Below are 25,082 nucleotides of genomic sequence, written 5' to 3' on the forward strand. Positions count from 1 at the left end.
TGTCGGCTCAGGCTGTCTCCGGTACTTGCTCTGTCTCCGGCGTGCCGTCGGCCAGGGGTATCGCCTCCTCCCAACGGCGCAGAGGGGCGGCGAGCTGAGCGGGCCAGTCGCGGTCGTTGGCCACCTGGGCACATTCGCGGCTACGCTCCAGGGCCGATAGATCGATCTCGTGGCAGGCCCAGAGCGCCTCGCCGTGGGTGGCGGCCAGCACCCCATCGGCGGGGAAACCGTGATCCATGGGAGCGTAGAGCGTCGCCTCGCCGGTGTTGACGTCCAACGCCGGGCTCCAGGCCGCCTCACCTGCCGTGACCGCCTGAGCCACGAAGAAGCGGTTCTCCAACGCCCGGGCCAGACAGCCCACCCGCACCCGGGTCGCACCGGCTGCGGTGTCGGTGCAGCTCGGCACCAGTAGCAGGCGCACTCCGGCCTCGTACTGGGCTCGCACCGGCAACGGAAACTCCACGTCATAGCAGACCGCGATCCCCACCCGGTGGCCATCGCAGTCGAACCCGTGCAGCGCATCGCCTGGCTCGATCACGCCGCTGGACTTCTCGTAGCCGGTGAGCTGCAGCTTGTCCTGCCAGCCGTGCAGGCCGTCCGGGGCGAACCAGTCGGCGCGGTTACGGTAGCGGCCTTCGCCCACCTCGAGCAGGAAACTGCCCGGCACGATATAGAGATCGAGCTCCCGTGCCAGGCGGCGGTAGAGGTCGCACCAGGCCTGACGCAGCGGCTGCAACGCCACCAGGGAGGCGTGCAGGTCGCTGCGCACTTCGGCGGCGAAGCCGGCCGCGAGCTCCAGGCTCAGGTACTCGGGGAGTACCGCGATGCGGGCACCCAGCGCCTTGGCCTCCCCCAGACAGGCCTCCTGGCGACGGGCGAAGGCGTCGAAATCCACCGGCATGCCGATCGGGTACTTGGCCACCGCGACCCGCATCACGCCTCGGCCCCCACCTGGCGCAGCCACTCCTGCAGGTTGTAGTAATTGGTGACCCGGGTGATCTTGCCGTCGCGTACCTCGAAGAAGGCGCCGCCCGGCAGCACGTAGCGCTGGCCCTGAGCCGGCGGCAGCCCTTCGTCGGTGGCGCGGTACTCGCCGTGCACCACGTATTCGGCGGCCGCCCGGGCGCCGTCGGCCGTGGCCATGACGACGATATCCTCGAGGCGCTCCACGTAGCTGCGGTCCATGCGCGCCAGGAAAGCACGGAAGGTCTCGCGACCGTCCTCCCGCTCACCCTGATTGAGATCGTGCACCACCGCCTCGTCGAGGCAAGCCAGCATCGCCTCCCAGTCGCCGCGGTTGAAGGCCGCGTAGTAATCCTGAATCAGTTGCACGCTGTCGGACATGGTCCCTCCTGCCAATCACCGCTGGTTCGAAAGGCGCCAGTGTAGCCAGAGTGGCGCCTACGGAACACCACGTGCCCGACACGAGACTATTGCTCCACGACAGCAATCGACAGACTCTCAGGCTCTCTGCTCAGAAACAGTCCATTCTCAGAAACCGATCGCTTCCAGCCGGTCGGCCAGCTCCTCGAGGGTGGCCAGGCCCTGCACGTCGGTGGGCAGCCAGGGCAGCCGGGGACGCGGTAGATGGCCCAGCTCGGCATCGATACGCGCCAGGTAGCTGGCTTCCTGGGTGCGGCGAGCGCGCAGGAAGTCGCCATCGGCCTCGTCGGGAATCACTCGGTTGACCAGCGTGCCGGCCACCGGGATCTTCACCGCCTCGAGTGCCGCCACGGCGCGGGCGGTCTCGAGGATCGGCAGCCGCTCCGGGGTCAGCACGAAAAGAAAGCCGGTACACTCGGGATCCTCGACCCGACGGCGCGCCTGGTGGAAGAGCCGGCGCCGTTCGATCAGGGTGCGTGCCACGTCCCGGGTGCGCTCATCGAGACCGCTGAGCGGGTCCTCCTGGGGGTCGTCGAAGGGGGTGGCAACGTCGCGCCCGCGCTTGGGCGTCAAATGCGACAACACCTTGCCCAGCTCCTCGGACTTGCGATTGTGGGCCAGCAGGCCATCGGTCCAGGCGGCCATCGCTTCGGGCAGGCTGAGCAGGCGCAGGGTATGGCCGGTGGGGGCCGTGTCGAAGATGATCAGGTCATGCTCGGGGTCCTCGGCGGTGATGAGCCGCGAGAGCCGCTCCAGCAACGCCGCCTCCTGGGTTCCCGGCGACTGTCGGGTCAAGCGCATCTGGCGCTCGAGCTCAGCCATCATCTGCGGTGCCGCGAAGCGACGCATCTGCTCGGTGACCCGCGTCAGGTGCGCCTCCACCTCGGCATCCGGGTCGATCTCCATGGCATCGAGATTGGGCAGCAGACGCCGCGGCACGTCGCCCAACTGGCGATCGAACACGTCGCCCAGACTATGCGCCGGATCGGTGGAGACCACCAGCACACGCCGCTCCCGTCGCGCCGCCAGTACCGCCAGGGATGCGGCCACGGTGGTCTTGCCCACGCCCCCCTTGCCGCCTACCCAGAGCAGGCGTTTATCAAGTAAATCCTTCATACAGAATCCTACGTGTCGAGTGTCCTGCCAGGATTCTCAACAGCATTTGAAGTGGTCCAATGGCGATCTTTCCATGCCCATACGCTTGTGCCAGTCATGGAAGCGTTCCAGCAGCAGCGGCTGCAGCTCGAGGGTGTAATAGGCGGCCGGATTGGGCACGCCCATCATCTCCGAGAAGACCAGCAGCATGAACAGGTCGTCCTCGTCACGGCGGGCCCGGGCGATGGCCCCGCGGTAGCGCGAGGAGTAGACCTCCTCGGCGAAGAAACGGGCCTGGCTGAGCCAGGCCCGAATCCTTTCGAGACGAGGATCATGCGGTTTGTCATGATCGTCGTGCATGTCGTCCTCCGCGATTCACTCCTGCTGCTCGGCCATTTCCTCCCGCGAACGCTTGAGCGCCGAGGCGCACTCCATGGCGACCAGGATCGCCGCAATCAGCACCACGATGTCGAGGAACAGCAGGAAGTAGTTGCCCTGCTCGAAGAAGGCGCGCAGCTGGATCAGCAGTGCCGCGATGGTCATCACCAGCAGGAAGCACAGCGGCACCAGGGTGTACCACATGGGGCGGCGCAGGCGAACCAGCATGACCGTGATGACCAGCAGCGTCAGGCCGGCCAGCAGCTGGTTGGTGGTACCGAACAGCGGCCAGATGATCATGCCGCCGGTACCGTCCGCCCCACCCGCGCCGAAGGCCAGCAGCAGACAGCTGCCCACGGCCAGCAGGGTTGCCGGGGCGTTCTTCTTCATCCACGGCTGGTTATAGATTTCGCCCCACTCCTGGAAGATGTAGCGCTGCAGGCGCAGGCCGGTATCCATGGTGGTGCCGGCAAACAGCGCCGCCATGACCGTGAGCAGCGTGGCCGCGGTCACTTCGTTGAGGCCCAGGCCGTTGTGGATCATGTAGGCCCCACCCTCGACGAAGGCATTGACGCCGCCCTGGCCGAAGGCGGTGTACATCGCCTGCCAGTCGGCGAAGGTGGCGAAACCGGCGGTAGCGGCAAGGATGGCGGCCAGCGCCAGCATGCCCTCACCCACGGCACCGAAGTAGCCGACGAAGCGGGCGTCGGTTTCCTTGTTGAGCTGCTTGGACGTGGTGCCGGAAGAGACCAGGCCGTGGAAGCCCGAGATGGCGCCACAGGCAATGGTGACGAACAGCAGCGGTATCATCGAAGGCGTTCCTGCCGGCACGTCCGGGTTGATGGCCGGCGCCACCAGCGTCGGGTTGAGGAACAGGATCGAGCCGTAGAGCACGATCAAACCGATGAACAGCTGCAAGCCGTTGATGTAGTCACGTGGCTGGAGCAGCACCCATACCGGCAACAGCGAGGCAATTGCGGCGTAGCCGAACAGGATCAGGATCCACACGGCGTTACCGGAGAGCCCACCCACCTCGGCAGGCATCTGTACCGGTACGGCAGGGCCGATGAAGATCAGTACGTAGAGCGCAATGACCCCGAGAATGGAGACGACCGGCAGGCTGAGAATGCGCCGGTAGATCAACTGGCCGATGATCAACGCCACCAGGATCGCGCCCCAGACCGGCACCACCGCGGTGGAGAAGTTCATCATCAAACCGGCGATGACCACGGCGAATACCGCGTTCACCATCAGCAATACGAGGAAGATGACGATCATGAAGATGCTGCGGGCGCGCTTGCCGACGACGTCGCCGGTCAGGGCACCGACGGATTTGGCCTTGTTGCGCACGCTGGCCCAGATCGCGCCGAAATCGTGAACCCCGGCGAAGAAGATGGTGCCCAGCACGACCCACAGGAAGGCCGGCAGCCAGCCCCAGATGACCGCAATGGCAGGCCCGACGATGGGCGCGGCACCGGCCACCGAGGTGAAATGATGGCCCCAGAGGATGAATCGATTGGTGGGAACGAAATCCACCCCGTCTTCGTATTCGTGAGCAGGCGTCTTGAAGTCGGGATCGAGACGATAGATCTTGGTGGCAATGAAGCGCGAGTAAAGGAAATACCCCGCTGCCATTCCGCCTAGACCCAGGATCAGCAGAACGATAGCACTCATTCCGTCGGCTCCTTTTTGAGGAATGTGTTTTTTTCTTTCTTCTAGGTTCGCATGTTTCGCGAAGCGTCAGGTCGTCCAGCGCATGTTGCACTGACCTGAAATGATGACCAGAGCGGCCCGGCAAGTCCAATTTCAGGCCTGAATCAGTCCACTTTATTACTCTAAAGTCGTAGCTAACGGCCGTGACGACATTCTCCCAAGCCGGAAGCGCCGCGTTGATCCAAGGTCGTACAGCCTCATCAAATGGTGCGCGTTACGCTGCCAGGTAAGTCCCGACGTAAAGCGATGAACCCCATGTCAGAAAGTCTGCTCCAACTCGCCATGGCCGGTGCATTCGGCGCCTTCATCGGTCTGCTGTTTCGGGTCACCCGCCGGCCGGGGCAGGCGCGCGCCTTCACGTTCACCCTGGTGGGGCTGGTCGCCGGCATCACCGCCTACTTGATCTTCCATGTCCTGACCCGCACCACCGGCGCTCCGCCCTGGCTGCTGCCGGTGCTGGTGCTATTGCAGGTGTGGCTGTGGCTCGGCCCCCTGGGGCCGAAGTTCCGCCATCTGGGAAAGGACGGCGACGAACCCCGTTGAAGAGGCTCGCTCTCGCTCCTGCCCGGCTGTCTGACATCACTTTCACGGCAATACCGAACACCTTCTGCCAAGGTCGTCTTTGCTGCCCTCGGCATGCGCACTAGACTGGTGATTAACAAGACATAAATACGTTCCAAGGAGTGATGAATGGCCAAGGTACTGGTGGTGGACGATGAACCGAACATCGTCCTGTCGCTGGAGTTCCTCATGCAGCAGGCCGGTTTCGACGTGGACACGGCCGAGGACGGCGAAGGTGCCCTGGCCAAGGTCGAGGAGTCGCCACCCGATCTGATTCTTCTCGATATCAGCCTGCCCGGCATCAGCGGCTTCGACGTGCTGGAACAGCTGCGCCTGGACCCCCGTCATGCCAGGCTCCCCATCATCATGCTCACCGCCCACGGGCGTGAGGTGGAGCGGGAAAAAGGGCTGGCGCTGGGCGCCGACGACTACGTGACCAAGCCCTTCTCGACCCAGGCCCTGGTGGAAAAAGTCAAATCGCTGCTGGCCGAGGATGCCTGATGAAGGGCGGCAAGCTGCCCAAGCGCCAGCGCCTGATCGGCCTGTGGCTGCTGCTCAGCGGCATCAGTCTGCTCGGCGGGGCCATCTTCGCTGCCTGGCTGGACAGCCTGTTCCAACCCCAGGGGCTGGCCCGGCTGGTGCTGTGGCTGGGCTGTTTCTCGGGCGGCGGCACCATCTTCCTGGTGGGGCTGCTGCTGGAGCGCATGCTGTTCACCCCTCTGCGCCACCTGCAGGTCCAGTTGGCGCGCCTGGTGGCCAACCCGGATGCCCGCGAGGATTACCCGCCGGAAGGCTGGCTGCGCGGCCTGGGGCCCGACCTGATGCGTGTGCGCGAAGCCTGGCGCAGCGACCGAACGCGCCTCGCCACGGCCCATGCCGAAGGCGCACGCAGCGCCGCTCGCATACGTCAGGAGCTGGAAACGCTGCTGCAGGTGCTCGATACCCCCCTGCTGCTGTGCGATCACCATCGTCGTCTGCTGCTGTTCAACCAGGCGGCCGAGGCCCTGTTCGATGGACATCCCGGGCTTGGCCTGGGCAAGCGGCTCGATGCTCTGCTGCCGGTATCGAGCCTGCAGGACTCTCTCGCCCAGCTACCAGACGACGGCTCGCCGCGCGAACTGCTGATGCCGTGCAGCGAGCGTTGGCTGCATGTCGCCATGCGCCGCGTCCCGCAGAGCAATGGCGAGACGCTGCTGACCCTCACCGACGCCACCGCGGCCTGGACCAGCGAAATGGGCGCCCGTGCCGGCCTGGCGGAGCACATGGCGCCGCTGCGCCGCCACGGTGCCAGCCTGGCCAGCGCCGCCGAAGCGCTGAGCAGCGTGCGCCATGCCCGACACATCGACGAGACGCTGCGCCAGCGCCTCGAAGCGGTGATCGAGGAGGAGAGCCTCGCCCTCGGCCAGGAGATCGAGAACCTCGGCCGCCTGATCGACGACATGCAGCAACAGGGCGAGCGGTTGGTACCGCTATGGTCCAACGACCTGTGGCAATCGCTCAACGAGCGGCTCGGCGACAATCCCATCGAGGTTCTGCCCATCGGCATGCCGGCCTGGTTCAAGGGCGATGCCCCGGCGCTGCTGGTCATGCTCGAATCCTTGCTCGAGCGCTTGAGCGAGCATACCGGCACCGCCGATTTCGAAGGTGAAATGCTGCTCGGCAACCGACGTGTCTATCTCGACCTGATCTGGCCCGGACGCCCTCTGTCGCAGCGTGAGCTGTCGACCTGGTGCGCCCAGCGCCTGGAGACGTTGCCGCTGTCGCCGAGGGTAGGCGACCTGCTGCGCCAGCACGCCAGCGATGCCTGGAGCCTGGCAGACCCCGACGGCAAGCATGCCCGACTGCGGCTGCCGCTGCCTGCGGTGGACCGCGTCGGCGCGCCCCCCAGCCAACTGCCGCCGCGCCCGGAGTTCCATGACTTCGGTATTGCCGACCTGCCACCGCCGGATGCCGAGCTGGCACGGCGCTCGCTGCGCACGCTCGAAATCGTCGCCTTCGATACCGAAACCACCGGCCTCGAGCTGCGCCGGGGCGACACCGTCATCAGCATCGGCGCCTGCCGCATCGTCAACGCCCGGCTGCTGGCCAGCGACATCTTCGACGTGCGTGTCGACCCGGGCAAGCCGATCCCCCCTGCCAGCACGGCGATACACGGCATCACCGACGACGACGTGGCAGGTGCCCCGCCGCTGCCGGTCGTACTGCCCCGCTTTCGCGACTACATCGGCGATGCCGTGATTCTGGCCCACAATGCCGCCTTCGATCTGCTGGCCCTGCAGTCGCCGGGCAGCGGCACCACGCTGGAGATGCCGGTACTCGACACCCTGCTGCTTTCGCGGGCGCTGGACGAGAGTCTCGACGGGCACGACCTGGACACCCTCGCCGAGCGCTACGACCTGAGCTTCCCGCCGGGCACGCGACATACGGCCCTCGGTGATGCCCGGGTCACGGCCGAGCTGTGGCTGGCGCTGCTGCCGCGGCTGGAGGCACGCGGCATCGAAACCCTGGAGCAGGTACTGGCACTGCAGGCCACCGCCTTCGACAAGGAGGACGCATGCACATGAACGCCTCCACCGCTCGGGCTCGCCTGATGGCGCTGATCGGCCTGGCCGTGCTGCTCTTCTCGCCGCCGCTGGTGCTGATCTTCGACCGCTCTCCTGCTGCCACACTGTCGTGGCTGCCGCTCTATATCTTCGTGGTCTGGCTGCTGGTGATAGCCTTGGCTGCCTGGCTGATGGAGCACCGCCCGGAGGACGACTGACACGATGAGAACCGATCCGACGGTGCTGACGGTCGCCTTCGGCTACCTGGCATTGCTGTTCGTGATTGCCGCCTGGGGTGACCGGCGCGCCGAGCAGGGCCGTTCCATCATCGGCTCCCCCACCGTCTATGCCCTGTCGATCGCCGTCTACTGCACCGCCTGGACCTTCTACGGCAGCGTGGGGCGAGCAGCGGAGTTCGGTCCCAGTTTTCTGCTGATCTACCTAGGGCCGACCCTGGCCATGCTGATGGCACCGATGCTCATCCGCAAGATGGTCAGAATCGCCAGCACCCAGCGCATCACCTCCATCGCCGACTTCATCAGTGCCCGCTACGGCAAGAGCTCCGGCCTCGGGGCGCTGGTGGCGATCATTGCCTTGATCGGCATCACCCCCTATATCGCCTTGCAGCTCAAGGCGATCACCCTCAGCCATGCGGTGCTGGTCAACTACCCCGATGCCGCCGAATTCCGCCTTGCCGACGAGAGCTTCTGGGTCGACAAGTCGTTCTGGGTGGCGCTGGTGCTGGCGGTCTTCATCATCCTGTTCGGCACCCGACACCTGGACGCCAGCGAGCGTCATGAGGGCATGGTGGCCGCCATCGCCTTCGAGTCGCTGATCAAGCTCGTTGCCTTCCTCACGGTAGGGGTATTCGTGGTCTTCGTGCTGTTCAACGGCCCGGGAGATCTTTTCCGCCAGGTAGCGGACAGCCCCGAACTCTCCGGAGTACTGGGCCTCGATGCCGTGCCCGGCGGCGCCATCGGCTGGGTGGGCACGCTGGTGCTCGCGTTTCTCGCCTTCCTCACCCTGCCCCGCCAGTTTCAGGTTCTGGTGGTGGAGAACGTCGACGAGCGCCATCTGGAACGCGCCAGCTGGCTGTTTCCCCTCTACCTGGTGGCGATAAACATCTTCGTCATTCCCATTGCCATGGCCGGCCTGCTGCTGCCGGTGGGCAACAGCGACCCCGACAGCTTCGTGCTCACGCTGCCGCTCTCGGCAGGCATCGAGGGGATCCCTCTGCTGGTCTTCATCGGTGGGCTTTCGGCCGCCACCGGCATGGTAATCGTGGAAACCATCGCGCTCTCCACCATGGTCAGCAACCAGCTGATAATGCCGTTGCTGCTGCGCTCCAAGCGGCTGCATCTGAGCTCTCAGGGGGAGCTCGCCGGCTGGCTGCTCGGCATTCGCCGGGTGGCCATCGTGCTGATTCTGCTAATGGGCTATCTCTATCACGCGCTGATCGGCGACTCCTACAGCCTGGTGACCATCGGTCTGGTCTCGTTCGTCGGCGCCGCCCAGTTCGCTCCGGCCATGCTGATCGGCATGTACTGGCGCGGAGCGACCCGCGCCGGCGCCACGCTGGGCCTGTTGGCCGGCTTCATCATCTGGTTCTACACCCTGCTGCTACCTGGCTTCGCCCAGTCGGGATGGCTGGATGCCACCTTCCTGGAGCAGGGCCTGCTGGGTCAGGCGTGGCTGCGCCCCTATGCGCTGTTCGGCCTGGAGGGTTTCGACATCTACAGCCACTCGCTGATGTGGAGTCTGCTGGCCAACGTAGGATTGCTGGTAGGCGTTTCGCTGTTCACCCGTCAGAGCCCGGTGGAACAGACCCAAGCGGCGCTGTTCACCGAGGCGATGAATCCCGGCCTGCAGCACACCTCTCTGTGGCGCGGCCAGACCACGCGGGGAGAACTCAAGAGCCTGCTCAGCCGCTACCTGGGCGCCGGCGCCACGACCCGAATCCTGGCCGACCAGCACGGTAACCCCGCCGACGATGCACCTGCCCCGCCGGCACTGATCGCCCGCGCCGAGCAGGCGCTCTCCGGGGCGCTGGGCAGCGCCTCTGCGCGAGTGCTGATCAACTCGGTGGTGCGTGGCGAGGCGCTGGACCTGGAGTCCATTCTCAGCATTCTCGATACCACCTCCCAGACCCTCGAATACAACCGCCGCCTGGAACAGAAGTCCCACGAGCTGGCACGGATCGGCGAGGAGCTGCGCGCCGCCAACGAGCGCCTGCGCGAGCTGGACCGGCTGAAGGACGAATTCGTGGCGATGGTCAGCCATGAACTGCGCACTCCGCTCACCTCGATACGCGCCTTCGCCGAGATCCTGCGCGACGGCAAGGACCTGCCGGAAGAGAAGCGCGTGCATTTTCTCGAGGTGGTGGTGCTGGAGAGTCAGCGCCTGTCACGCCTGATCGAGGAGATCCTCGACCTGGCACGCCTGGAGAGCGGACGACTGACGCTTAACCCCCAGCGTCTCGACCTGGTGGCACTGATACGCCATAGCGTGGATGCCGTGCATCGGCTACAGGAGGACCGTGGCGTTTCCCTCGAGGTCGATCTGGAACTCGATGAAGCCCCCATCGTCGGCGACACCGACCGCCTGGAGCAGGTGATCATCAATCTGCTCGACAACGCCGGCAAGTTCGCCGACGACGAAACTCCCAAAGTACGCCTTCACCTGACCCGCCACGAACAGTGCTTCCGCATGAGCGTGGAGGACAACGGGCCGGGCATCGGTCCCGAGGAGCGCGAGCGGGTGTTCGAGAAGTTCCACCAGATCAAGCGCTATGGCGGCGCCAGCGGCAAGGCTCGTGGCCGCCCGCGTGGCAGCGGGCTGGGGCTGCCCATCAGTCGGGGCATCATCAGCCATCTTGGCGGCCGGCTATGGGTCGACGACGCTCCCACGCTGAAGGGCGCCTGTCTGGTCATGGAGCTGCCCGTGGCAGCCGCGGAAACCAAACCCGAAGAAACACAAGGCTCTGCCTGAACGGCGCGGCACTTGGCGGCTTTCAGGCAAGACCAGAGCGTTGCTTACCTTCCGACGGCAAATTTTGCGCAAATCCTAAAGTAACTTAGGTGTCAGCCGATACCGTCCGTGTTGAGTGGCCCCGGCCTCTCTCCATCAAGCCGTTCGTCGCATTCCATAACGACAACACTGCAACTTGCTTCGGCACATTTCGCCCACCAGGTGAAAGGCGGCCGCACGCCAGTCCGAAAGCATTGCTTCGGCGGAACGGGACCCGACGACCAAAGAAAAGAGCCTGCAAGAGAGCCACAAATGAGAGCATTGTCCCGCTTGACCCTTACGCAAAAACTGCTCGGTGCCATCGGCCTGCCACTGCTGGCGGCATTCCTGGCCCTTGGCGTCATCGTGCATACCCAACTCAACGCCGCCATTCCCCCCATGGTGGAAAACACCAGCATGCGCCAGGTGGAAGCCCGCGCCGACGAGATCGGACGCTGGATCGCCGGCTACCGCACCCTGCTGAGCGGGCTGGCCAAGGACGAACGCCTGGCCGCATCCGTCGACGTCGAGTCGCATCTCGAATGGCTGAAGTCCCGCCACCCGGGCGATGCCACCATCGAGTCGTTCTACTTTGCCGATGCCACTGGCGACACCATTACCCATACCGGCGCCCGGGCAGACATCTCCGGGCGCGGCTACTTCAAGGAGCTGGTCGTCGACGGTACGGCTGACCGACTGCTCGGCAACCCGGTGCTATCGTTGGTCAGCGGTAAGCCGACGGCCATCGTCGCCGAAACGATCTTCGATGACCGCGGCAATCGCATCGGGCTGCTGGGCATCACACTCTCCATGGCGGCGGTTTCCGATATCACCTCGGCCATCGATGCTGGCGAAGGCAGCTACGGCTACATGGTCGACCGCACCGGCGTGGTGGTTGCCCACCCGGACCCTGAGGTTCGTATGGAGCTACGGGTCACCGAAGCCGACCAGGCCGGATTCACGGGAGCCAATGCGTTGGGTCGGCTGATGATGGCGGGCGAGCCCGGCATCGGTCGGGTCATCTCTCCCGTCGGTGGAGCCGTGACCATGGTATGGCACCCCATAGACGGAACCGATGGCTGGGTACTGGCTGCCGCCATTCCCAATACCGTTTTCACCCGTGTCAGCAGCAATCTGCTCTTCTCGCTGCTGCTCGCCGGCGTTGCCACGCTGGCGCTGCTGTTGACCATCGTGGCAATCTCGGCACGCAAGGTACTCTCTCCCATCCGCCGTACCACGCTTGCCATGGCCGACATCGCCCAGGGCAAGGGCGATTTGACTCAGCGCCTGCAGGTGGACAGCCAGGACGAGGTGGGCCAACTCGCCCTCCAGTTCAACGCCTTCGTCGAGCGTATGCAGAAGACGCTGCTTCAGGTACGCGAGAATGCCCGTACGGTGCTGGCCGGCGCAGGCGACATCGCCGATGGCACTCAGGAACTCTCATCGCGAACCGAGCAGGCAGCAGCCAACCTGCAGGAGACTTCTGCCTCCATGGAGGAGATTCACTCCACCGTGTCGCACACGGCTCAGGCTTCCGAGCAAGCCAATGGTCTGGCCGTGAATGCGGCGAGCGTGGCCGAACGAGGCAACGAGGCCATGACCCAAATGCGCAGCAAGATGGCAGCCATCGATGAATCGGCCAACAAGATCAGCAACATCATCGGCCTGATCGACTCCATCGCCTTCCAGACCAACATTCTGGCCCTCAACGCCTCGGTGGAGGCGGCTCGTGCCGGCGAGCACGGGCGCGGTTTCGCGGTGGTGGCGCAGGAGGTGCGCAACCTGGCCAGCCGCTCGTCCGATGCGGCAAAGGACATTCGCGGATTGATCGATACCTCGGTCAAGCACACTCAGGAGGGTAGCGAGATCGTGCAGGCGGTCGTCGAGCGTATGATGGAACTGCGTCAAAGCGTGGTTCAGGTGTCGGATGTGATCAGCGAGATCACTGCCGGCGCACGGGAGCAGACCGCGGGCATCGAGCAGGTCAATACGGCAGTGGCCGAGATGGACACCATGACGCAGCAGAACGCCGCCATGGTCAATCAGAGCGCCAGCCTGGCAGCCACCATGCACGAGAATGCACGTCTGCTCGACGAGCTGATGTCCACTTTCGTTTTGGGCGATGCGCCTGCCAACAGCGTTTCGACGCCTAGGGCCCAACCGCAGCGCCCGCTTCCGGCAACCCCATCCGTCACGTCGCGACCGGTGGATCCGAAGCCACAGCCCCGGAAGCGTAAGAAGAAAGCCGAAGAGGAGTGGGAAACCTTCTAACGCCTGTCTCACGGCAGGTAGCCGCCCTTGGCTACGGCTACCTGCCGCTTGCGATCTGTGCCGTCTTCACCAGACGGCGTATCACCTGCATGTCGTGACGCAGCAGCAGCCGCTGGTCCTCTTCCAGCCGGGTCGCGTCGACCCAACCATCCGGCGCCCCACCCGCCTTCAGGCTCGCCAGCTGCGCTTGCAGCAACAGCTCCTGCAGGCGGTCCAACGCCGCTGTGCCCGCTCGGGCCTGCTGCGCCGTGAGCGCCCCTTTCAATACCAGAGCCGGCAGCCGCAGGCGCGTATCGGGCACGCTTACGCCATGGCGCAACGACAACAGGCGTACGGCATTGACCAGCGGCAACAGCCCCTGACGCTTGAGATTCAGGGCATTCTCGTGGGGAGCTCCGTCCCCGTCTCCCGCCAGCCGCCCGAAGCGGTCCAGCGCCACCGGCAGTTCATCGAGCAGATTCGCCATCTCGTCGAGGAACAGACCGGCCCCAGGCATGACGAGCCGAACATGCTCGGCCAGCGCCGAGGCCAAATCGGCATCGCCGCAGGCGGGATGAAAGTCGAGCAGGATGTTGCTCTGCTGTACGCGCTTGACCCGCCGGTCCTGGGTCCACAGGGTTAGCTGCTCACACCACTCGGAGAGGCGCTTGCGCCACATCGGCCAGCGTGCCATCACATGGCCGTTGCACAGCGGTATGCCCGCCTCGTCGAGGCGTGCGGTGAAACGTTCGCCCAGCGCCTGGAAGAAGCCGTCGATCTCGGTATGGCGGGAGTCGGGATAGTCGGCCACGATCATGGCGTTATCCTGATCGGGCCCCAGCAGACTTTCATGACGCCCGGCGGAACCCAGCGTCAGTACGCAGAACGCCACCGGTGGCTTGCCCCAGCCCTGCCCCTGCATCTCGTTGAGCGAGAGCAGAATGGCACGCCGGTAGAGCATTTCGTTGTGATCGCTGATCAACTGACTGATGCGCCAGGCCGGCAGGTCGAGACGCTCGAGCGCCTCGACCAGGCGCGGCTGCCAGGCGTGGGCGGCAGGAAGATCGGTGCTCGGCCCGAGCTCGTCCAGCGCTTCGCGCAGGGGCGCCAGCAAGGCTGCCGGCTGCGGTGGCGTATCGTCGGCGAAGAGCTCACGCCAGGGTGAGGCCCGGTGGAGTAGTTGCATACCGTCTCCCATCGCTAAGGAAACACTGAACAAAATGCCTGCGCGAGCGAATCACTGCGTTGCGCGGTGCTCGGAATCCTCACATATACCCCATATGCTCCGGTTCCTGTGCTCCGTGCGCCTTGCGACCCACAGGGATGTGGGAAGTGCGTTGGTTCGTCGGGAACGAACCTAGCCGCTTCATCTCGCTCGGCGATTTGTTCAGCGTTTCGCTAATATGCGTTAGGAGTAGTGTATCGACACGCACCAGGTCCGGCACTTGGGCCAAGGGATGAGGAAGCGGCGCGCATCCTCCGCTACGACCGGCGCTCAGCGCGGCTCGAACATGCCGTCGCCGACCTGATCGATGTAGCGCTGCGCCTTGCTCACCATCAGCTGGTCGCAGGCCTCGCGACCCGGTACCAGGTCGGAGCGCTCGAAGCGATGCTCAAGCAGCTCGCCGTCGGCACCGGGCTTGCGAATCCAGCCGCTGACGCGGTACTGGCCGCCCTGCTCGACCGGCTCCGAGACGATCTGGTAGCCGTTGTACTCCACTGGCTCAGCAGCCCTGGCCGTGCCCGACTTGGCCTCACCGCTGCCGAACAGCCCACCCAAGAGTTTCTTCAGCATTGTTATCACCCTCACGTACTTTTCAAACGAGAGCGCCGGCCATTGGCCGGCGCCGACATTCATCAGGGAACGTCTGATTTATGTCGCGAGCGAAGAGAGGTTGGCCGCCACCGGAGCACAGTACCGAGCGAAGCGACAAACAGCCATAGGCTGGCCCCGAAGGGCGAGAAGCCGAAGGCTGCGAGTCAACCGGAGCCTATGCGGTACTAGGTGAGGATTTCGAGCACCGCTGGCGGCCAAGATATCGAGCGCAGCAATAAATCAGCGTTTCCTTAGCTCTGTTGGCGGCCCTTACCGGCCGCAATGCGCAGACGCAGCGCGTTGAGCTTGATGAAGCCTTCGGCATCCTTCTGATTGTAGGCGCCGGCATCGTCCTCGAAGGTGGCGATGGACTCGTCGAACAGCGACTGTTCGGACTTGCGGCCGACCACGGTGGCGTTGCCCTTGTAGAGCTTCATGCGCACCACTCCGCAGACGTTCTTCTGGGTCTCGTCGATGGCGGCCTGAAGCATGCGGCGCTCCGGGCTCCACCAGTAGCCGTTGTAGATCACCTTGGCGTACTTGGGCATCAGCTCGTCCTTGAGGTGAGCTTCCTCGCGGTCGAGGGTGATCGATTCGATGGCGCGGTGGGCGCGCAGCATGATGGTGCCGCCCGGGGTTTCGTAGCAGCCACGGGACTTCATGCCGACGTAGCGGTTCTCGACGATGTCGAGACGGCCGATGCCGTTGTCGCCGCCCAGCTTGTTGAGCTTCTCGAGCACTTCGTGGGGCTTCATCGGCTTGCCGTCGATGGCGACGACGTCACCCTTGTCGTAGGTGAGCTCGACATACGTCGGCGAATCCGGCGCGGCCTCGGGCGACACGCTCCAGCGCCACATGTCCTCCTCGGCCTCGGCCCACGGATCCTCGAGGATGCCGCCCTCGTAGGAGATGTGCAGCAGGTTGGCGTCCATGGAGTACGGCGACTTCTTCTTGCTCTTGGAGAAGTCGACGGGAATGTCGTGCTGCTCGCAGTAGGCCATCAGCTTCTCGCGGGAAGTGAGGTCCCACTCGCGCCACGGCGCGATCACCTTGACGCCGGGCTTCAGCGCATAGGCGCCCATCTCGAAGCGCACCTGGTCGTTGCCCTTGCCGGTGGCGCCATGGGAGATGGCATCGGCACCGGTCTCGTTGGCGATCTCGATCAAGCGCTTGGCGATCAGCGGACGCGCAATGGAGGTGCCGAGCAGGTACTCGCCCTCGTAGATGGTGTTGGCACGGAACATCGGATAGACGTAGTCGCGCACGAACTCCTCGCGCAGGTCCTCGATGTAGATCTCCTTCACGCCCAGCGCCTGGGCCTTGGCACGCGCCGGCTCGACTTCCTCGCCCTGACCGATGTCGGCGGTAAAGGTCACGACTTCGCAGTTGTAGGTTTCCTGCAACCACTTGACGATGACGGACGTGTCCAGGCCGCCGGAATAGGCAAGCACGACCTTCTTGACATCGGACATTCGGGGGCTCCTCTCAGGTAAACGTCACAGAGCGAGCAGTATAGCGTGGCTGCCGGCCGGCGAATACCGGCGACAGGACGTATCGCAGCCAAGCTGATAGACTTTTCGTCCATAACGCGACGGACTGGTCACGGCGGACCAACACCGAGACGACACGACGACAGCGACAGGCAGCGAGAGGGAAGTGATGAGGAGAGGCGCATGAGCGAGGCGATCACCCGCGAGTTGATGGCCCAGCGGTTTCGCAGTTTCCTGCCGGTAGTGGTCGACCTGGAAACCGGCGGTTTCAACGCCGAACGCGACGCCATTCTCGAGATCGCCGCGGTGACGCTGACGATGGATCCGGAAGGCAACCTGATGCCCGACGCTACCTACGCCTACCATGTGCAGCCTTTCTCCGGTGCCAACGTGGAACAGTCGGCGCTCGATTTCACCGGCATCAAGCTCGACGACCCGCTGCGCCAGAAGATCGCACTTTCCGAGGCCGAGGCACTGGGCGAGATCTTTCGCCCGGTACGCAAGGCGATCAAGTCCCACGGCTGCACCCGCGCCGTGCTGGTGGGCCACAACGCCGCCTTCGACCACGGCTTCCTCAATGCCGCGGTCAACCGCTGCGGCATCAAGCGCAACCCCTTCCACCCTTTCTCCAGCTTCGACACCGCCAGTCTCTCGGGACTGGTCTACGGCCAGACGGTTCTGGCCCGAGCCTGTCGTGCGGCGGGCATCCCCTTCGACAACCAGGAAGCGCACTCGGCACGCTACGACACCGAGCGTACCGCCGAGCTGTTCTGCGCCATCGTCAACCGCTACAAGGACCTGGGCGGCTGGGCGCTGGCGCAGCGTGAGCAGGGTCTCGAGGAGCTCTGACGCCTGCTACAGGGCTCTCGGTGCTACAGGACTCTCAGTGACGGGGCTCCTGCTCCCAGCCGGCGGGCATGTCGAGGTCATCCTCACCATCCGCCGAGCCGCCCACGCCGGGCTTGTCGATGATCTGTATGGAGCTGGCTTGTAGCCCCTCGTCGCCTTCGTTGGGCTCGAAACGTACTCGGGTGCCCACGGTCAGCCGGTCGAAGTCGCCGTGCAGCACTGCATTGCGGTGAAAGTAATATTCCTGGCCGCTGATGCTCTTGAGAAAACCGTAGCCATCCTTCTCGAACATGCGTACTACCGTCGCCACCGGTGGCAGCGGCTCGTCGTTGTGCTGCTTGACCTTGCCGTCTCGCTTGGCGGTCTGCTTCTTGAGCTGCTTCTCCATCGCTTCGAAGGCGTTGCGAATGATAGGGCGAAGCTGGACCTGGGGGTCGGTCACCTTGTCGCTCTTCTCGGCCACGAGCTCGCCCTTGGCCGGCAAGACCACCTCGACAAGCGCCCGGTAGGGATTGCCGGTCTTGTGAGGATTCTGCGTCTGCTCGATGGTGACGCGACAAGAGACGATGTCCTTGCTGAAGTGTTCGAGCTTGGCCACGCGAGAGCGTACGTACTCATCGATCCACGCCGAGCGCGAGACATGCTGGTAAGTGATTTCCAAGGGTGTCTGCATGCTTCCTCCCTGCCATCTCAGGAGGCGGCGAACGCTGTTCCGGCCAACCGGCCTGCGTTCGTTGCCGCCCGATGCCTGAATCCATTTCGGGCCTTGCCCCGTTCAGCGTGGTAGTGGGGCCGAAGGATTTCAATCGACTCTGCTCTGGGTTTTGGTAACTCGAAGTAAGCGAACAAGCACCTGCCCAATAGCGACAAGGCCCACGAGCCGAAGCTCGTGGGCCTTGTCGTGCCCTGGAAAACGGGATCAGGCGTTGCCGCCTTCCTCGTTGGCGTTGGCCCGGGCCGCCGCGTCCTTGATCAGCTTTTCCAGCTCGCCACTTTGATACATCTCGGTGACGATATCGCAGCCGCCCACCAGTTCGCCCTCGACCCACAGTTGGGGGAAGGTCGGCCAGTTGGCATACTTGGGCAGCTCGGCGCGAATGTCGGGGTTGTCCAGCACGTTGACGAAGGCGAAGCGCTCGCCACAGGACATCAGAGCCTGCACGGTCTGGGCGGAAAAGCCGCACTGCGGCAGTTGGGGCGTGCCCTTCATGTAGATCAGGATGGGATTTTCGCTGATCTGGCGCTGAATGTTCTCGATGGTAGTGCTCATGTGCGCTCCCTATTGGAAGATATGGTGGCCGAGGATGCTGGGTGGGAAATACCCGAGTGCAGCACTCAACCTCTTGCTCATGGCTCCATTCTACTGACGACGGGCGAATTGCGCATCCCCCGCAGGCTGGATAGGATGGTGGTTTTTTCGCGCGGAGAGATCGCCATGGCGACACGCCATTTCCTGACCCTGTTGGACCTGAGTCCCGACGAGCTGCACTACCTGATCCAGCGCGCCATCACGATCAAGAATCGCCTGCGCGCACAAGGGCCTGTCTACGCGCCGTTCACCAATCGCACGCTGGCGATGATCTTCGAGAAGTCGTCGACGCGCACCCGGGTCTCGTTCGAAACCGCCATGGCGCACTTCGGTGGCCACGCGCTGTTCCTCTCGCCGCGCGACACTCAGCTCGGTCGCGGCGAGCCGATCGAGGACACGGCCAGGGTGCTCGCGGAGATGGTCGACATCGTCATGATTCGCACCTTCTCCCATGCCGGCCTCGAGACCTATGCCGCGGCAAGCTCGGTACCGGTGATCAATGCGCTCTCCGACGATTACCACCCCTGCCAGCTGCTGGCCGACGTGATGACCTGGACCGAACTGCGCGGCAGCGTGCGCGGCCGCACGGCGGTATGGATCGGCGACGGCAACAACATGTGCCACTCGTGGATCAATGCCGCGCGGCAGTTCGACTTCCAGCTGCGGATATGCTGCCCCGAGGGCTACGAGCCGCGCCAGGACATTCTCGCTGCCGCCGGCGACCGGGTCACTCTGTTGCGCGACCCTGCCGCAGCCGTGGCCGGTGCCGACCTGGTCACCACCGACGTGTGGGCCTCGATGGGCCAGGAAGAGGAACAGGCCAAGCGTGAAGCCGACTTCGCCGGCTTCCAGGTCAGCGAGGCGCTGCTCGACCAGGCCAAGCCGGATGTGCTCTTCCTGCACTGTCTGCCGGCCCATCGCGGTGAGGAGATCAGCGAGACGCTGCTCGACGATCCGCGCGCCGTGGTCTGGCAGGAAGCCGGCAACCGCCTGCATGCCCAGAAGGCACTGATCGAATTCCTGCTGCTGGGTCGGGTCGATCACTGAGGGGGCTCGATGCCCCCCTAGCTATCCCTCAGTTCCTGATGCAACAGCAGCTCGACGCGCCGGTTGGCGGCACGCCCCTGGATGGAGTCGTTGCTCTCCATAGGACGTGTGTCGGCATAGCCCACCGCTCTCAGCCGCTGGGTGGGCACCCCGAGCTCGGAGAGATAGCGCAGCACGGCGATCGCACGTGCTGAAGAGAGCTCCCAGTTGGAGGGAAACTGGGCGGTGGCGATGGGAATGTCGTCGGTATGTCCCTCGACCGAGATGTCCCCGTCGAATCTTTCCAGCGTTTCGCGCAAGCCGCTGAGGACCTCGCGCCCCTGTGCCGTCAGGGTGGCCTGGCCGCTGCTGAACAGCAGGTTGTCATCGATACGCAGGGTAATGCCGCGCTGCCCTTCGGCGACGCTGACGCCTTCGATGTTCAGGCTCGGCAAGCGTGGCTGCAATCCCTCATGCTGTGGCTTGAGCCCCGCTCCCGCCACCATGCGTGCCGCCGCCTCGGCCTGGGGCGTGATCGCCGTAGCCACCTCGCCGCCATGGCGACTGCCCTGCACGGCCAGGCCGTTCCCGGCCAGCGAGAGCAGCAGCACGAACAGCGTGATCAGCAGCGTCAATACGTCCAGGTAGCTGACCAGCCAGCTCTCTTCCTCCCCCTCGCCGGTGGGCGGGGGATGCAGCACGTTGCGGGTGCTACGATCGAGCATTCTGCACCTGATCGTCGATAACGTCGCGCTTGGCCACGCTGGGATCGCGGATCTCGTCGTGATAGTTGGCCACGAAGGAGTTGAGGGTCTCCTCGATGAACGACGGCAGACGCCGCTTAGTGATGAGCGAGATGCCCTCGAGCACCATGTTCATGGCGATCAGACGCTCTTCGGTGCGCCGCTCCAGCTTCACGGCGATCGGCTTGAACACCAGGTTGGCCAGCAGGATGCCGTAGAAGGTCGTCAGCAAGGCCACGGCCATACGCGGCCCGATCACGTGCAGGTCGCCGGACTCCATCACCTCGAGCATGTTGACCAGCCCCACCAGGGTGCCGATCATGCCGAATGCCGGCGCATAGGTTGCCATGGTGCGAAATATCTGCGCCTCGGCGTGCTCGCGGGCCTTGAGCCGGGCAATGCGCCAGCGCAGCAGATCGAAGATCTCTTCTTCCTTGGTGTTGGCAATGACCAGGTGAATGCCGGTGCGCAAGAAGGGATTGCGCGCCTTCTCCAGCGCTGCCTCGACGGCCCTGACGTCGCCCTTGAACCACAGCCGCGAAATGTCGACCAGTTCCTTGATGTCGTCCCTTATGTAGGTGTTCTCGCGCCGAAACACCAGCCCCACCAGGCGCACCACCCTGACGACCTCCTTGAGCGGGTAGCTGATGAAGGTGGCCGCCATGGTGCCCGCCAGCACGATGGCCAATCCCGGCAGGTTGAGAAAGCTCTGGGGCGATTCGGCAGTGAAGAACAAGACGCTGACGAGCAGCACGATGCTGGCAAACATGCCGATGATGGTCGAGGGATTCATTCAGGCTCCTGAGATGCGCAGGCATCGAGTCTAACGAAAAATATCGGCAGCGATAGCGAGCGCTTTAGTTCGATAACGGGATTGCCCATGAACAATTGATACAGATCAATTTTTCCTGAGCAGCTAAAGTTTTCCCCAGCACTGCCGATAGGATGGGCAGGTGGGCTTGACCGGTGACGGTTCGACGAGACGGTGAGTGCACTGCACTGCTCAAACACGCAGACGATACCGAACAGGCTCGGGAAGGAGTTGCCATGCATCGATGCGTTGAGAAGGAGGGACACTGCGAGCGCTGCGAAGGCGAGCTGCCCTTCGACTTCACCATGGCCTTCCAGCCGATCGTCGAGCTGACCTCGGCCAGGATCGTCACCTACGAGGCTCTGGTGAGGGGGCCCGCCGGTGAGTCTGCAGCCAGTATCCTGGCCAAGGTGACGCCCCGCCTGCTCTACCGCTTCGACCAGGCCTGCCGTATCCGCGCCATCGAGCTTGCCAGCCGGCTCGGCATGCGCGAGAGCCTGTCGATCAATTTTCTGCCTAATGCCGTTTACGAACCCCAGGCGTGCATTCAGGCAACGCTGGCCATTTCCCAGAAGGTTGGGTGGCCGACGGAGCGGTTGGTGTTCGAGGTAACCGAGAGCGAAAAGGTGCAGGATCAGGAGCACTTGCGCAACATCATCGAAGCCTATCGCAGCATGGGCTTCACCACTGCCCTGGATGACTTCGGCAACGGCTTTGCCAATCTCGATCTGTTGACGGTACTGCACCCGGACCGGCTCAAGATAGACCGCGCCCTGGTGATGGGTTGTGATAGCGACGTTCGCCGACAGGCGATACTCAGAGCCCTCGTCGGCCTCGCCGGAGAGCTCGGTATCGACCTGATTGCCGAGGGCGTGGAAACCCGTGACGAGGCGCTGTGGCTCGGTCGCAACGGCATCCCGAAGCAGCAGGGATTCTTCCATGCCCGCCCCGCCCTCGAGAGTCTCGCGCCGGACCTCACGCCCAGCCTCGCGGCGCTGCGCCAGGCATTGTAGAAGCTGCAATCGCAATAAAAGCGGTGCCGGAGCCGCCGTCATATCTGGAAACATGAGAACATACCTGGGTGTTGCAACACTCAGCAGGGAGCCAAGCCACATGCCCGAGCAAAGGGGTACAGAGCCTTTCACCATCGCTCTCCATCCGATTCACGATGCCAGCCACCATCATGTGGCGGATCGCCTCGTCTACACCCGGCGCAGCGACGCCGAGGATGAAGTCGAGGATCTCATGTCCGCTACCGCCCGGGCTCTGGCCAGCGCCGTCTACGAGCTTGGCGATGCCGGACTGTTGGGCGACAGGACGCTGTTCGTCGACCTACCCCTGGAATGGCTCGATCGCCCCGAACTGCTGCCCACCCCGGCACCGCGGCTGGCGCTTGGCGTTGCCGAGGCCCGTACGCTGGATAACGAGCTGCTCGGGCGTCTGGACGACATTCGCGAGCGAGGCTACCGGGTCATCGTGCCTTCTCGGTTGTTCAAGCAGGATCCCGAGGTGCTGCTCGGCCACTGTGACATCATACAGCTGACCTCACCCAACGAACTGGATGAAAAGACGCTGGAAAAGCTCCCGGCTCGCAATATCAAGCTGCTGGTCGAAAATCTCGACAGCCGCGCAGCCCTGGAGCGGTACCAGATGATGGGCTGCGATTACTACGACGGCGACTATCTGGCACGCCCCAGCTTCATTGCCTCGCCGTCCCGAGGACGCCACGGCAACCGTGCCGCCCAGATTCGCCTGATTCGCGCGCTCTACGAGGAAGACAGCAGTGACCTCAACCGACTGCACGAGCTGGTGGTGCAGGTGCCCCATCTGCATGTGGCGATTCTGCGCCGCGCCAACTCCTCCTATTTCAACCGTGGCGGCAAGGCGGTCGATCTGCATCGCGCGGTACAAATCCTGGGGTTGATCGAACTGCGCCGGCTGATTCTGACCCTGACCCTGGCAAGCCTGCAGCCCTCGTCCCGCATCGTGCTGCGCATGGCACTGATCCGCGCCTTCATGTGTCGCTATCTGGCGGCCCCCTTCCCCGCTCTCGATCCCGAGGATGCCTTCACCACCGGACTGTTCTCGATGATGGATGCCCTGCTCGAAGAGGATCGCAACACCTTGCTCGACCACCTGCCTCTAGGTGAATCGATCATCAATGCATTGAAGTATCGCAGCGGACCTCTCGGCGCCGTGCTGGTGCTGTGCGAGAACCACGAACGCCAGGTCGAGGAAGCCCTCGAAGAAGTGCCCGCCGACCAGTTGCACGGGTGCTACATGAATGCCCTGACCAGCACCAAGGCGCTGATGGACAACCTCTAGGCTTGCGAGAGATGCCTGCCTGCGCCGTTGGCTTTGGGAAAACCTTTGGAAAAACCTAGGCGTCGCTGTCCGCCAAGCGTGCCCGCAACCGGCTTACCGCCTGGCTGTGCAGCTGGCACACTCGCGACTCGGTGACACCGAGCACGGCGCCGATTTCCTTCAGGTTGAGCTCTTCCTGGTAATAGAGTGCCATCAGCAGCTTTTCACGCTCGGGCAGTGCCTCGATGCCATCCACCAGTTGTTGGCGCCGCTCCTCGTCGATGAGTATGTGGTAAGGCGTGTCGAGCGAGGCGTCCTCGATGCCGGGCTCGGCGCCTTCCGAGACGAGCACCTCGAAGGGCAGCAGGTGGCCACTGTTGGTATCGCTGAGCAGCTGGCGATACTCCTCGAGCTCCATGTCGAGCTCGGCGGCTATTTCAAGCTCTTCTGCCGGCCTGCCGAGCTTTTGCTCCAGACTGCGCACGGCCTCGTCGACCGCCCGGGCGTTACGCCTCACGCTGCGAGGAAGCCAGTCGCGGCTACGCAGCTCGTCCAGCATGGCGCCACGGATACGCTGGCTGGCAAAGGTAGCGAAACTCGCACCCTGAGTGGCGTCGAAGCGGCCCATCGCTTCGAGCAGCCCTACGGTGCCGGCCTGGATCAGATCATCGAGTTCTATACTTGCCGGCAGTCGAACCTGCATGGACAGCGCCTGGCGCCTCACCAGCGGCAGGTACTCCTCCAGCAGGTCTGCCTGTTCGATCTTGCCTCGTGCTGTGTACATGCTCTTGCTCTCGCGGCTGACGGTTCCCTCGAGCGATGCCGATCGGCGCTCGACGGGTCAGAATCACTGCAGGAGGTCGTGATTCACGATCACCTGCAGCCCCTGCAGAGTTACGGCACGCTGCCCTCGCTCCTGCAGTGAAAACTGAAAGTTGAGTGGTGTATCGGCCGGCACCCCGGCCAGGGCCTCGGTCTGCCCTCGCGGCCCGGGCAGGCGAATGCAGTCCCCCGGGTGGCAGAGCCAGGCATTCACCTCCCTGCCGGCGGGCGACTCAAACTGCCAGACCACGCGGCCCATCACCTGCCCACGTGCCAGTTCGGGAGATGGCGGCAACAAGGCAGCGGACATGGCGGGTCGCTCGGCCATGACGACCTGCACCGCAGGAGCCGTGGCCACCCAACTGCCGGCCGCCTGAGCCAGGCCCGCCCACAGCCCGCCAAGAGTCAGAAAACAGAGTTGCCGCAGGCTGAACGGTTTCATCTCGCCAATACCAACAGTTCGATATCGAAATACGCTTGCGCAACGTACTGGAGATTGCTCAGCAGCCCCTGCCGCCCCACGCCCGGCGGATGCACGGCAATCAAGCGTCGCGGCCCACCCTGCTCGGCGATCTGCTTGAGCATGCGATAGCCGCGGCGGAACGCCTCCAGGTCGTCGTCTATCCACAGTGCCCATTGAGATTGCTGTGCTGCCAGCAGCGACAGGTGCGGGCTGGCAATCGGTAGCGCCACGATACGCCAGGTACCGGGATCGCCCACCCAGCTCCGTCCCTCCTGGGCCCAGCTCTCGAGCAATTCGCTGACCCGTGCGGTGTGTCGCTCGGCAGTGCCCGGCAACCCCAGCACCATCAGCGTCCGCTCCCGCGCACTGCCCGCTGACCGCGGCGGCACAGGCGCTGCCTTGGCAGCGGCAGGCTGGGCGCTGGCCCGCTTGGGCCGGGTATTCTCCGACTTGTTTCCCGTGGCCAGCTCGACCAGCATCTCGGCCACGTGTGTCGGGCACTCATCCTGCGTCGTTCCAT

At 64.2% G+C, this 25,082-nt stretch carries 25 protein-coding genes; 10 read left to right on the forward strand and 15 right to left on the reverse strand.

The genetic code is table 11. The features are described from left to right. Positions 1-7 precede the first annotated feature (7 nt). The 5 genes from C4S71_RS16340 to C4S71_RS16360 all read right to left on the reverse strand — a co-directional run bounded on the left by C4S71_RS16340 (position 8) and on the right by C4S71_RS16360 (position 4,530). Positions 8-934, reverse strand: coding sequence for a carbon-nitrogen hydrolase family protein (locus tag C4S71_RS16340; RefSeq protein ID WP_103969872.1), 927 nt, complete (start codon positions 932-934; stop codon positions 8-10). Further along, positions 934-1,344 carry a ketosteroid isomerase-related protein gene (locus tag C4S71_RS16345; RefSeq protein ID WP_103969873.1) on the reverse strand — a complete coding sequence of 137 codons (411 nt, stop codon included), beginning with the start codon at positions 1,342-1,344 and terminating at the stop codon, positions 934-936. Before C4S71_RS16345 ends, C4S71_RS16340 begins: the two co-directional genes overlap by 1 nt. Before the next feature lie 147 nt (positions 1,345-1,491). After that, positions 1,492-2,499 carry an ArsA family ATPase gene (locus tag C4S71_RS16350; protein ID WP_103969874.1) on the reverse strand — a complete coding sequence of 336 codons (1,008 nt, stop codon included), beginning with the start codon at positions 2,497-2,499 and terminating at the stop codon, positions 1,492-1,494. A gap of 36 nt (positions 2,500-2,535) precedes the next feature. Then, positions 2,536-2,838: a cory-CC-star protein gene (locus C4S71_RS16355; RefSeq protein WP_086510024.1), complete on the reverse strand. Its 303-nt coding sequence runs from the start codon at positions 2,836-2,838 to the stop codon at positions 2,536-2,538. 15 nt (positions 2,839-2,853) lie between these two features. After that, positions 2,854-4,530, reverse strand: a complete 1,677-nt coding sequence (locus C4S71_RS16360) for a carbon starvation CstA family protein (RefSeq protein WP_103969875.1) — start codon at positions 4,528-4,530, stop codon at positions 2,854-2,856. A gap of 294 nt (positions 4,531-4,824) precedes the next feature. Between C4S71_RS16360 and C4S71_RS16365 the strand changes: the two genes are divergently transcribed. The 6 genes from C4S71_RS16365 to C4S71_RS16390 all read left to right on the forward strand — a co-directional run bounded on the left by C4S71_RS16365 (position 4,825) and on the right by C4S71_RS16390 (position 12,950). Beyond that, a complete protein-coding gene (locus C4S71_RS16365) occupies positions 4,825-5,112 on the forward strand; it encodes a hypothetical protein (protein WP_086510022.1) in 288 nt (95 codons plus the stop codon). Between the two features lie 147 nt (positions 5,113-5,259). Continuing rightward, positions 5,260-5,631, forward strand: coding sequence for a response regulator transcription factor (locus C4S71_RS16370; RefSeq protein ID WP_086510021.1), 372 nt, complete (start codon positions 5,260-5,262; stop codon positions 5,629-5,631). After that, complete coding sequence (locus C4S71_RS16375; protein WP_086510020.1) at positions 5,631-7,694, forward strand: 3'-5' exonuclease; 2,064 nt, start codon at positions 5,631-5,633, stop codon at positions 7,692-7,694. The genes C4S71_RS16370 and C4S71_RS16375 overlap by 1 nt, the downstream gene beginning before the upstream one ends. Next, the gene (locus tag C4S71_RS16380) at positions 7,685-7,891 is read left to right on the forward strand and encodes a hypothetical protein (RefSeq protein ID WP_086510019.1); all 207 of its coding nucleotides are present in this window, start codon (positions 7,685-7,687) and stop codon (positions 7,889-7,891) included. The genes C4S71_RS16375 and C4S71_RS16380 overlap by 10 nt, the downstream gene beginning before the upstream one ends. 4 nt (positions 7,892-7,895) lie before the next feature. Then, positions 7,896-10,661: a sensor histidine kinase gene (locus C4S71_RS16385; protein ID WP_103969876.1), complete on the forward strand. Its 2,766-nt coding sequence runs from the start codon at positions 7,896-7,898 to the stop codon at positions 10,659-10,661. 291 nt (positions 10,662-10,952) lie between these two features. Next, positions 10,953-12,950, forward strand: coding sequence for a methyl-accepting chemotaxis protein (locus C4S71_RS16390; RefSeq protein WP_103969877.1), 1,998 nt, complete (start codon positions 10,953-10,955; stop codon positions 12,948-12,950). A gap of 37 nt (positions 12,951-12,987) precedes the next feature. On the opposite strand, the gene C4S71_RS16395 is transcribed toward C4S71_RS16390, so the two are convergent. The 3 genes from C4S71_RS16395 to C4S71_RS16405 form a co-directional block, all read right to left on the reverse strand. Beyond that, the gene (locus C4S71_RS16395; RefSeq protein ID WP_086510016.1) at positions 12,988-14,115 is read right to left on the reverse strand and encodes a DUF294 nucleotidyltransferase-like domain-containing protein; all 1,128 of its coding nucleotides are present in this window, start codon (positions 14,113-14,115) and stop codon (positions 12,988-12,990) included. 309 nt (positions 14,116-14,424) lie between these two features. Next, positions 14,425-14,724 carry an HlyU family transcriptional regulator gene (locus tag C4S71_RS16400; protein ID WP_103969878.1) on the reverse strand — a complete coding sequence of 100 codons (300 nt, stop codon included), beginning with the start codon at positions 14,722-14,724 and terminating at the stop codon, positions 14,425-14,427. Positions 14,725-14,996: 272 nt separating this feature from the next. Continuing rightward, positions 14,997-16,217 (reverse strand): argininosuccinate synthase, encoded by a 1,221-nt coding sequence (locus C4S71_RS16405; RefSeq protein WP_103969879.1) that lies wholly within the window; start codon positions 16,215-16,217, stop codon positions 14,997-14,999. Between the two features lie 201 nt (positions 16,218-16,418). Between C4S71_RS16405 and rnt the strand changes: the two genes are divergently transcribed. Then, complete coding sequence (rnt, locus tag C4S71_RS16410; RefSeq protein WP_086510011.1) at positions 16,419-17,084, forward strand: ribonuclease T; 666 nt, start codon at positions 16,419-16,421, stop codon at positions 17,082-17,084. 34 nt (positions 17,085-17,118) lie between these two features. On the opposite strand, the gene C4S71_RS16415 is transcribed toward rnt, so the two are convergent. Next, a complete protein-coding gene (locus tag C4S71_RS16415; protein ID WP_176342849.1) occupies positions 17,119-17,757 on the reverse strand; it encodes an HPF/RaiA family ribosome-associated protein in 639 nt (212 codons plus the stop codon). Between the two features lie 246 nt (positions 17,758-18,003). Continuing rightward, positions 18,004-18,354 (reverse strand): Grx4 family monothiol glutaredoxin, encoded by a 351-nt coding sequence (locus C4S71_RS16420; protein WP_086510010.1) that lies wholly within the window; start codon positions 18,352-18,354, stop codon positions 18,004-18,006. Between the two features lie 165 nt (positions 18,355-18,519). On the opposite strand from C4S71_RS16420, the gene argF reads away from it, so the two are divergent. Continuing rightward, positions 18,520-19,440, forward strand: coding sequence for an ornithine carbamoyltransferase (gene argF, locus C4S71_RS16425; RefSeq protein ID WP_103969907.1), 921 nt, complete (start codon positions 18,520-18,522; stop codon positions 19,438-19,440). Positions 19,441-19,457: 17 nt separating this feature from the next. On the opposite strand, the gene C4S71_RS16430 is transcribed toward argF, so the two are convergent. Then, positions 19,458-20,144, reverse strand: a complete 687-nt coding sequence (locus tag C4S71_RS16430) for an OmpA/MotB family protein (RefSeq protein ID WP_103969880.1) — start codon at positions 20,142-20,144, stop codon at positions 19,458-19,460. Then, positions 20,131-20,955, reverse strand: a complete 825-nt coding sequence (locus C4S71_RS16435; protein ID WP_086510008.1) for a motility protein A — start codon at positions 20,953-20,955, stop codon at positions 20,131-20,133. Before C4S71_RS16435 ends, C4S71_RS16430 begins: the two co-directional genes overlap by 14 nt. Before the next feature lie 254 nt (positions 20,956-21,209). On the opposite strand from C4S71_RS16435, the gene C4S71_RS16440 reads away from it, so the two are divergent. Together C4S71_RS16440 and C4S71_RS16445 are read left to right on the forward strand one after the other, a co-directional pair. Next, positions 21,210-21,986: an EAL domain-containing protein gene (locus C4S71_RS16440; RefSeq protein WP_086510007.1), complete on the forward strand. Its 777-nt coding sequence runs from the start codon at positions 21,210-21,212 to the stop codon at positions 21,984-21,986. A gap of 100 nt (positions 21,987-22,086) precedes the next feature. Then, on the forward strand, positions 22,087-23,298 hold the full coding sequence (locus C4S71_RS16445; RefSeq protein ID WP_160113399.1) for an EAL and HDOD domain-containing protein: 1,212 nt from the start codon (positions 22,087-22,089) through the stop codon (positions 23,296-23,298). Between the two features lie 55 nt (positions 23,299-23,353). Here C4S71_RS16445 and C4S71_RS16450 read toward each other — a convergent pair whose 3' ends face one another. From C4S71_RS16450 to C4S71_RS16460, 3 genes are all read right to left on the reverse strand, one after another. Beyond that, positions 23,354-24,061 carry an RNA polymerase sigma factor FliA gene (locus C4S71_RS16450; protein WP_086510005.1) on the reverse strand — a complete coding sequence of 236 codons (708 nt, stop codon included), beginning with the start codon at positions 24,059-24,061 and terminating at the stop codon, positions 23,354-23,356. 63 nt (positions 24,062-24,124) lie between these two features. Next, entirely contained in the window at positions 24,125-24,541 is a 417-nt protein-coding gene (locus C4S71_RS16455; RefSeq protein ID WP_103969882.1) for a flagellar protein FlhE, read from the reverse strand. After that, complete coding sequence (locus tag C4S71_RS16460) at positions 24,538-25,041, reverse strand: hypothetical protein (protein ID WP_234240887.1); 504 nt, start codon at positions 25,039-25,041, stop codon at positions 24,538-24,540. Before C4S71_RS16460 ends, C4S71_RS16455 begins: the two co-directional genes overlap by 4 nt. Positions 25,042-25,082 lie beyond the last annotated feature (41 nt).

The sequence above is a fragment of the Billgrantia desiderata genome (assembly GCF_900108215.1).
Classification (GTDB): Bacteria; Pseudomonadota; Gammaproteobacteria; order Pseudomonadales; family Halomonadaceae; genus Halomonas; species Halomonas desiderata.

Excerpts from the sequence above, each read along its gene's own strand:
- C4S71_RS16385 (WP_103969876.1), top strand. The coding sequence starts at position 7,896 with ATGAGAACCGATCCGACGGTGCTGACGGTCGCCTTCGGCTACCTGGCA.
- C4S71_RS16400 (WP_103969878.1), bottom strand. The coding sequence starts at position 14,724 with ATGCTGAAGAAACTCTTGGGTGGGCTGTTCGGCAGCGGTGAGGCCAAG.
- C4S71_RS16375 (WP_086510020.1), top strand. The coding sequence starts at position 5,631 with ATGAAGGGCGGCAAGCTGCCCAAGCGCCAGCGCCTGATCGGCCTGTGG.
- C4S71_RS16365 (WP_086510022.1), top strand. The coding sequence starts at position 4,825 with ATGTCAGAAAGTCTGCTCCAACTCGCCATGGCCGGTGCATTCGGCGCC.
- C4S71_RS16455 (WP_103969882.1), bottom strand. The coding sequence starts at position 24,541 with ATGAAACCGTTCAGCCTGCGGCAACTCTGTTTTCTGACTCTTGGCGGG.
- C4S71_RS16340 (WP_103969872.1), bottom strand. The coding sequence starts at position 934 with ATGCGGGTCGCGGTGGCCAAGTACCCGATCGGCATGCCGGTGGATTTC.
- C4S71_RS16390 (WP_103969877.1), top strand. The coding sequence starts at position 10,953 with ATGAGAGCATTGTCCCGCTTGACCCTTACGCAAAAACTGCTCGGTGCC.
- C4S71_RS16460 (WP_234240887.1), bottom strand. The coding sequence starts at position 25,041 with ATGCTGGTCGAGCTGGCCACGGGAAACAAGTCGGAGAATACCCGGCCC.
- C4S71_RS16370 (WP_086510021.1), top strand. The coding sequence starts at position 5,260 with ATGGCCAAGGTACTGGTGGTGGACGATGAACCGAACATCGTCCTGTCG.
- C4S71_RS16450 (WP_086510005.1), bottom strand. The coding sequence starts at position 24,061 with ATGTACACAGCACGAGGCAAGATCGAACAGGCAGACCTGCTGGAGGAG.
- C4S71_RS16430 (WP_103969880.1), bottom strand. The coding sequence starts at position 20,144 with ATGCTCGATCGTAGCACCCGCAACGTGCTGCATCCCCCGCCCACCGGC.
- C4S71_RS16345 (WP_103969873.1), bottom strand. The coding sequence starts at position 1,344 with ATGTCCGACAGCGTGCAACTGATTCAGGATTACTACGCGGCCTTCAAC.
- C4S71_RS16350 (WP_103969874.1), bottom strand. The coding sequence starts at position 2,499 with ATGAAGGATTTACTTGATAAACGCCTGCTCTGGGTAGGCGGCAAGGGG.
- C4S71_RS16360 (WP_103969875.1), bottom strand. The coding sequence starts at position 4,530 with ATGAGTGCTATCGTTCTGCTGATCCTGGGTCTAGGCGGAATGGCAGCG.
- C4S71_RS16435 (WP_086510008.1), bottom strand. The coding sequence starts at position 20,955 with ATGAATCCCTCGACCATCATCGGCATGTTTGCCAGCATCGTGCTGCTC.
- C4S71_RS16440 (WP_086510007.1), top strand. The coding sequence starts at position 21,210 with ATGCATCGATGCGTTGAGAAGGAGGGACACTGCGAGCGCTGCGAAGGC.
- rnt (WP_086510011.1), top strand. The coding sequence starts at position 16,419 with ATGAGCGAGGCGATCACCCGCGAGTTGATGGCCCAGCGGTTTCGCAGT.
- C4S71_RS16405 (WP_103969879.1), bottom strand. The coding sequence starts at position 16,217 with ATGTCCGATGTCAAGAAGGTCGTGCTTGCCTATTCCGGCGGCCTGGAC.
- C4S71_RS16420 (WP_086510010.1), bottom strand. The coding sequence starts at position 18,354 with ATGAGCACTACCATCGAGAACATTCAGCGCCAGATCAGCGAAAATCCC.
- C4S71_RS16395 (WP_086510016.1), bottom strand. The coding sequence starts at position 14,115 with ATGCAACTACTCCACCGGGCCTCACCCTGGCGTGAGCTCTTCGCCGAC.
- C4S71_RS16380 (WP_086510019.1), top strand. The coding sequence starts at position 7,685 with ATGCACATGAACGCCTCCACCGCTCGGGCTCGCCTGATGGCGCTGATC.
- C4S71_RS16415 (WP_176342849.1), bottom strand. The coding sequence starts at position 17,757 with ATGCAGACACCCTTGGAAATCACTTACCAGCATGTCTCGCGCTCGGCG.
- C4S71_RS16445 (WP_160113399.1), top strand. The coding sequence starts at position 22,087 with ATGCCCGAGCAAAGGGGTACAGAGCCTTTCACCATCGCTCTCCATCCG.
- argF (WP_103969907.1), top strand. The coding sequence starts at position 18,520 with ATGGCGACACGCCATTTCCTGACCCTGTTGGACCTGAGTCCCGACGAG.
- C4S71_RS16355 (WP_086510024.1), bottom strand. The coding sequence starts at position 2,838 with ATGCACGACGATCATGACAAACCGCATGATCCTCGTCTCGAAAGGATT.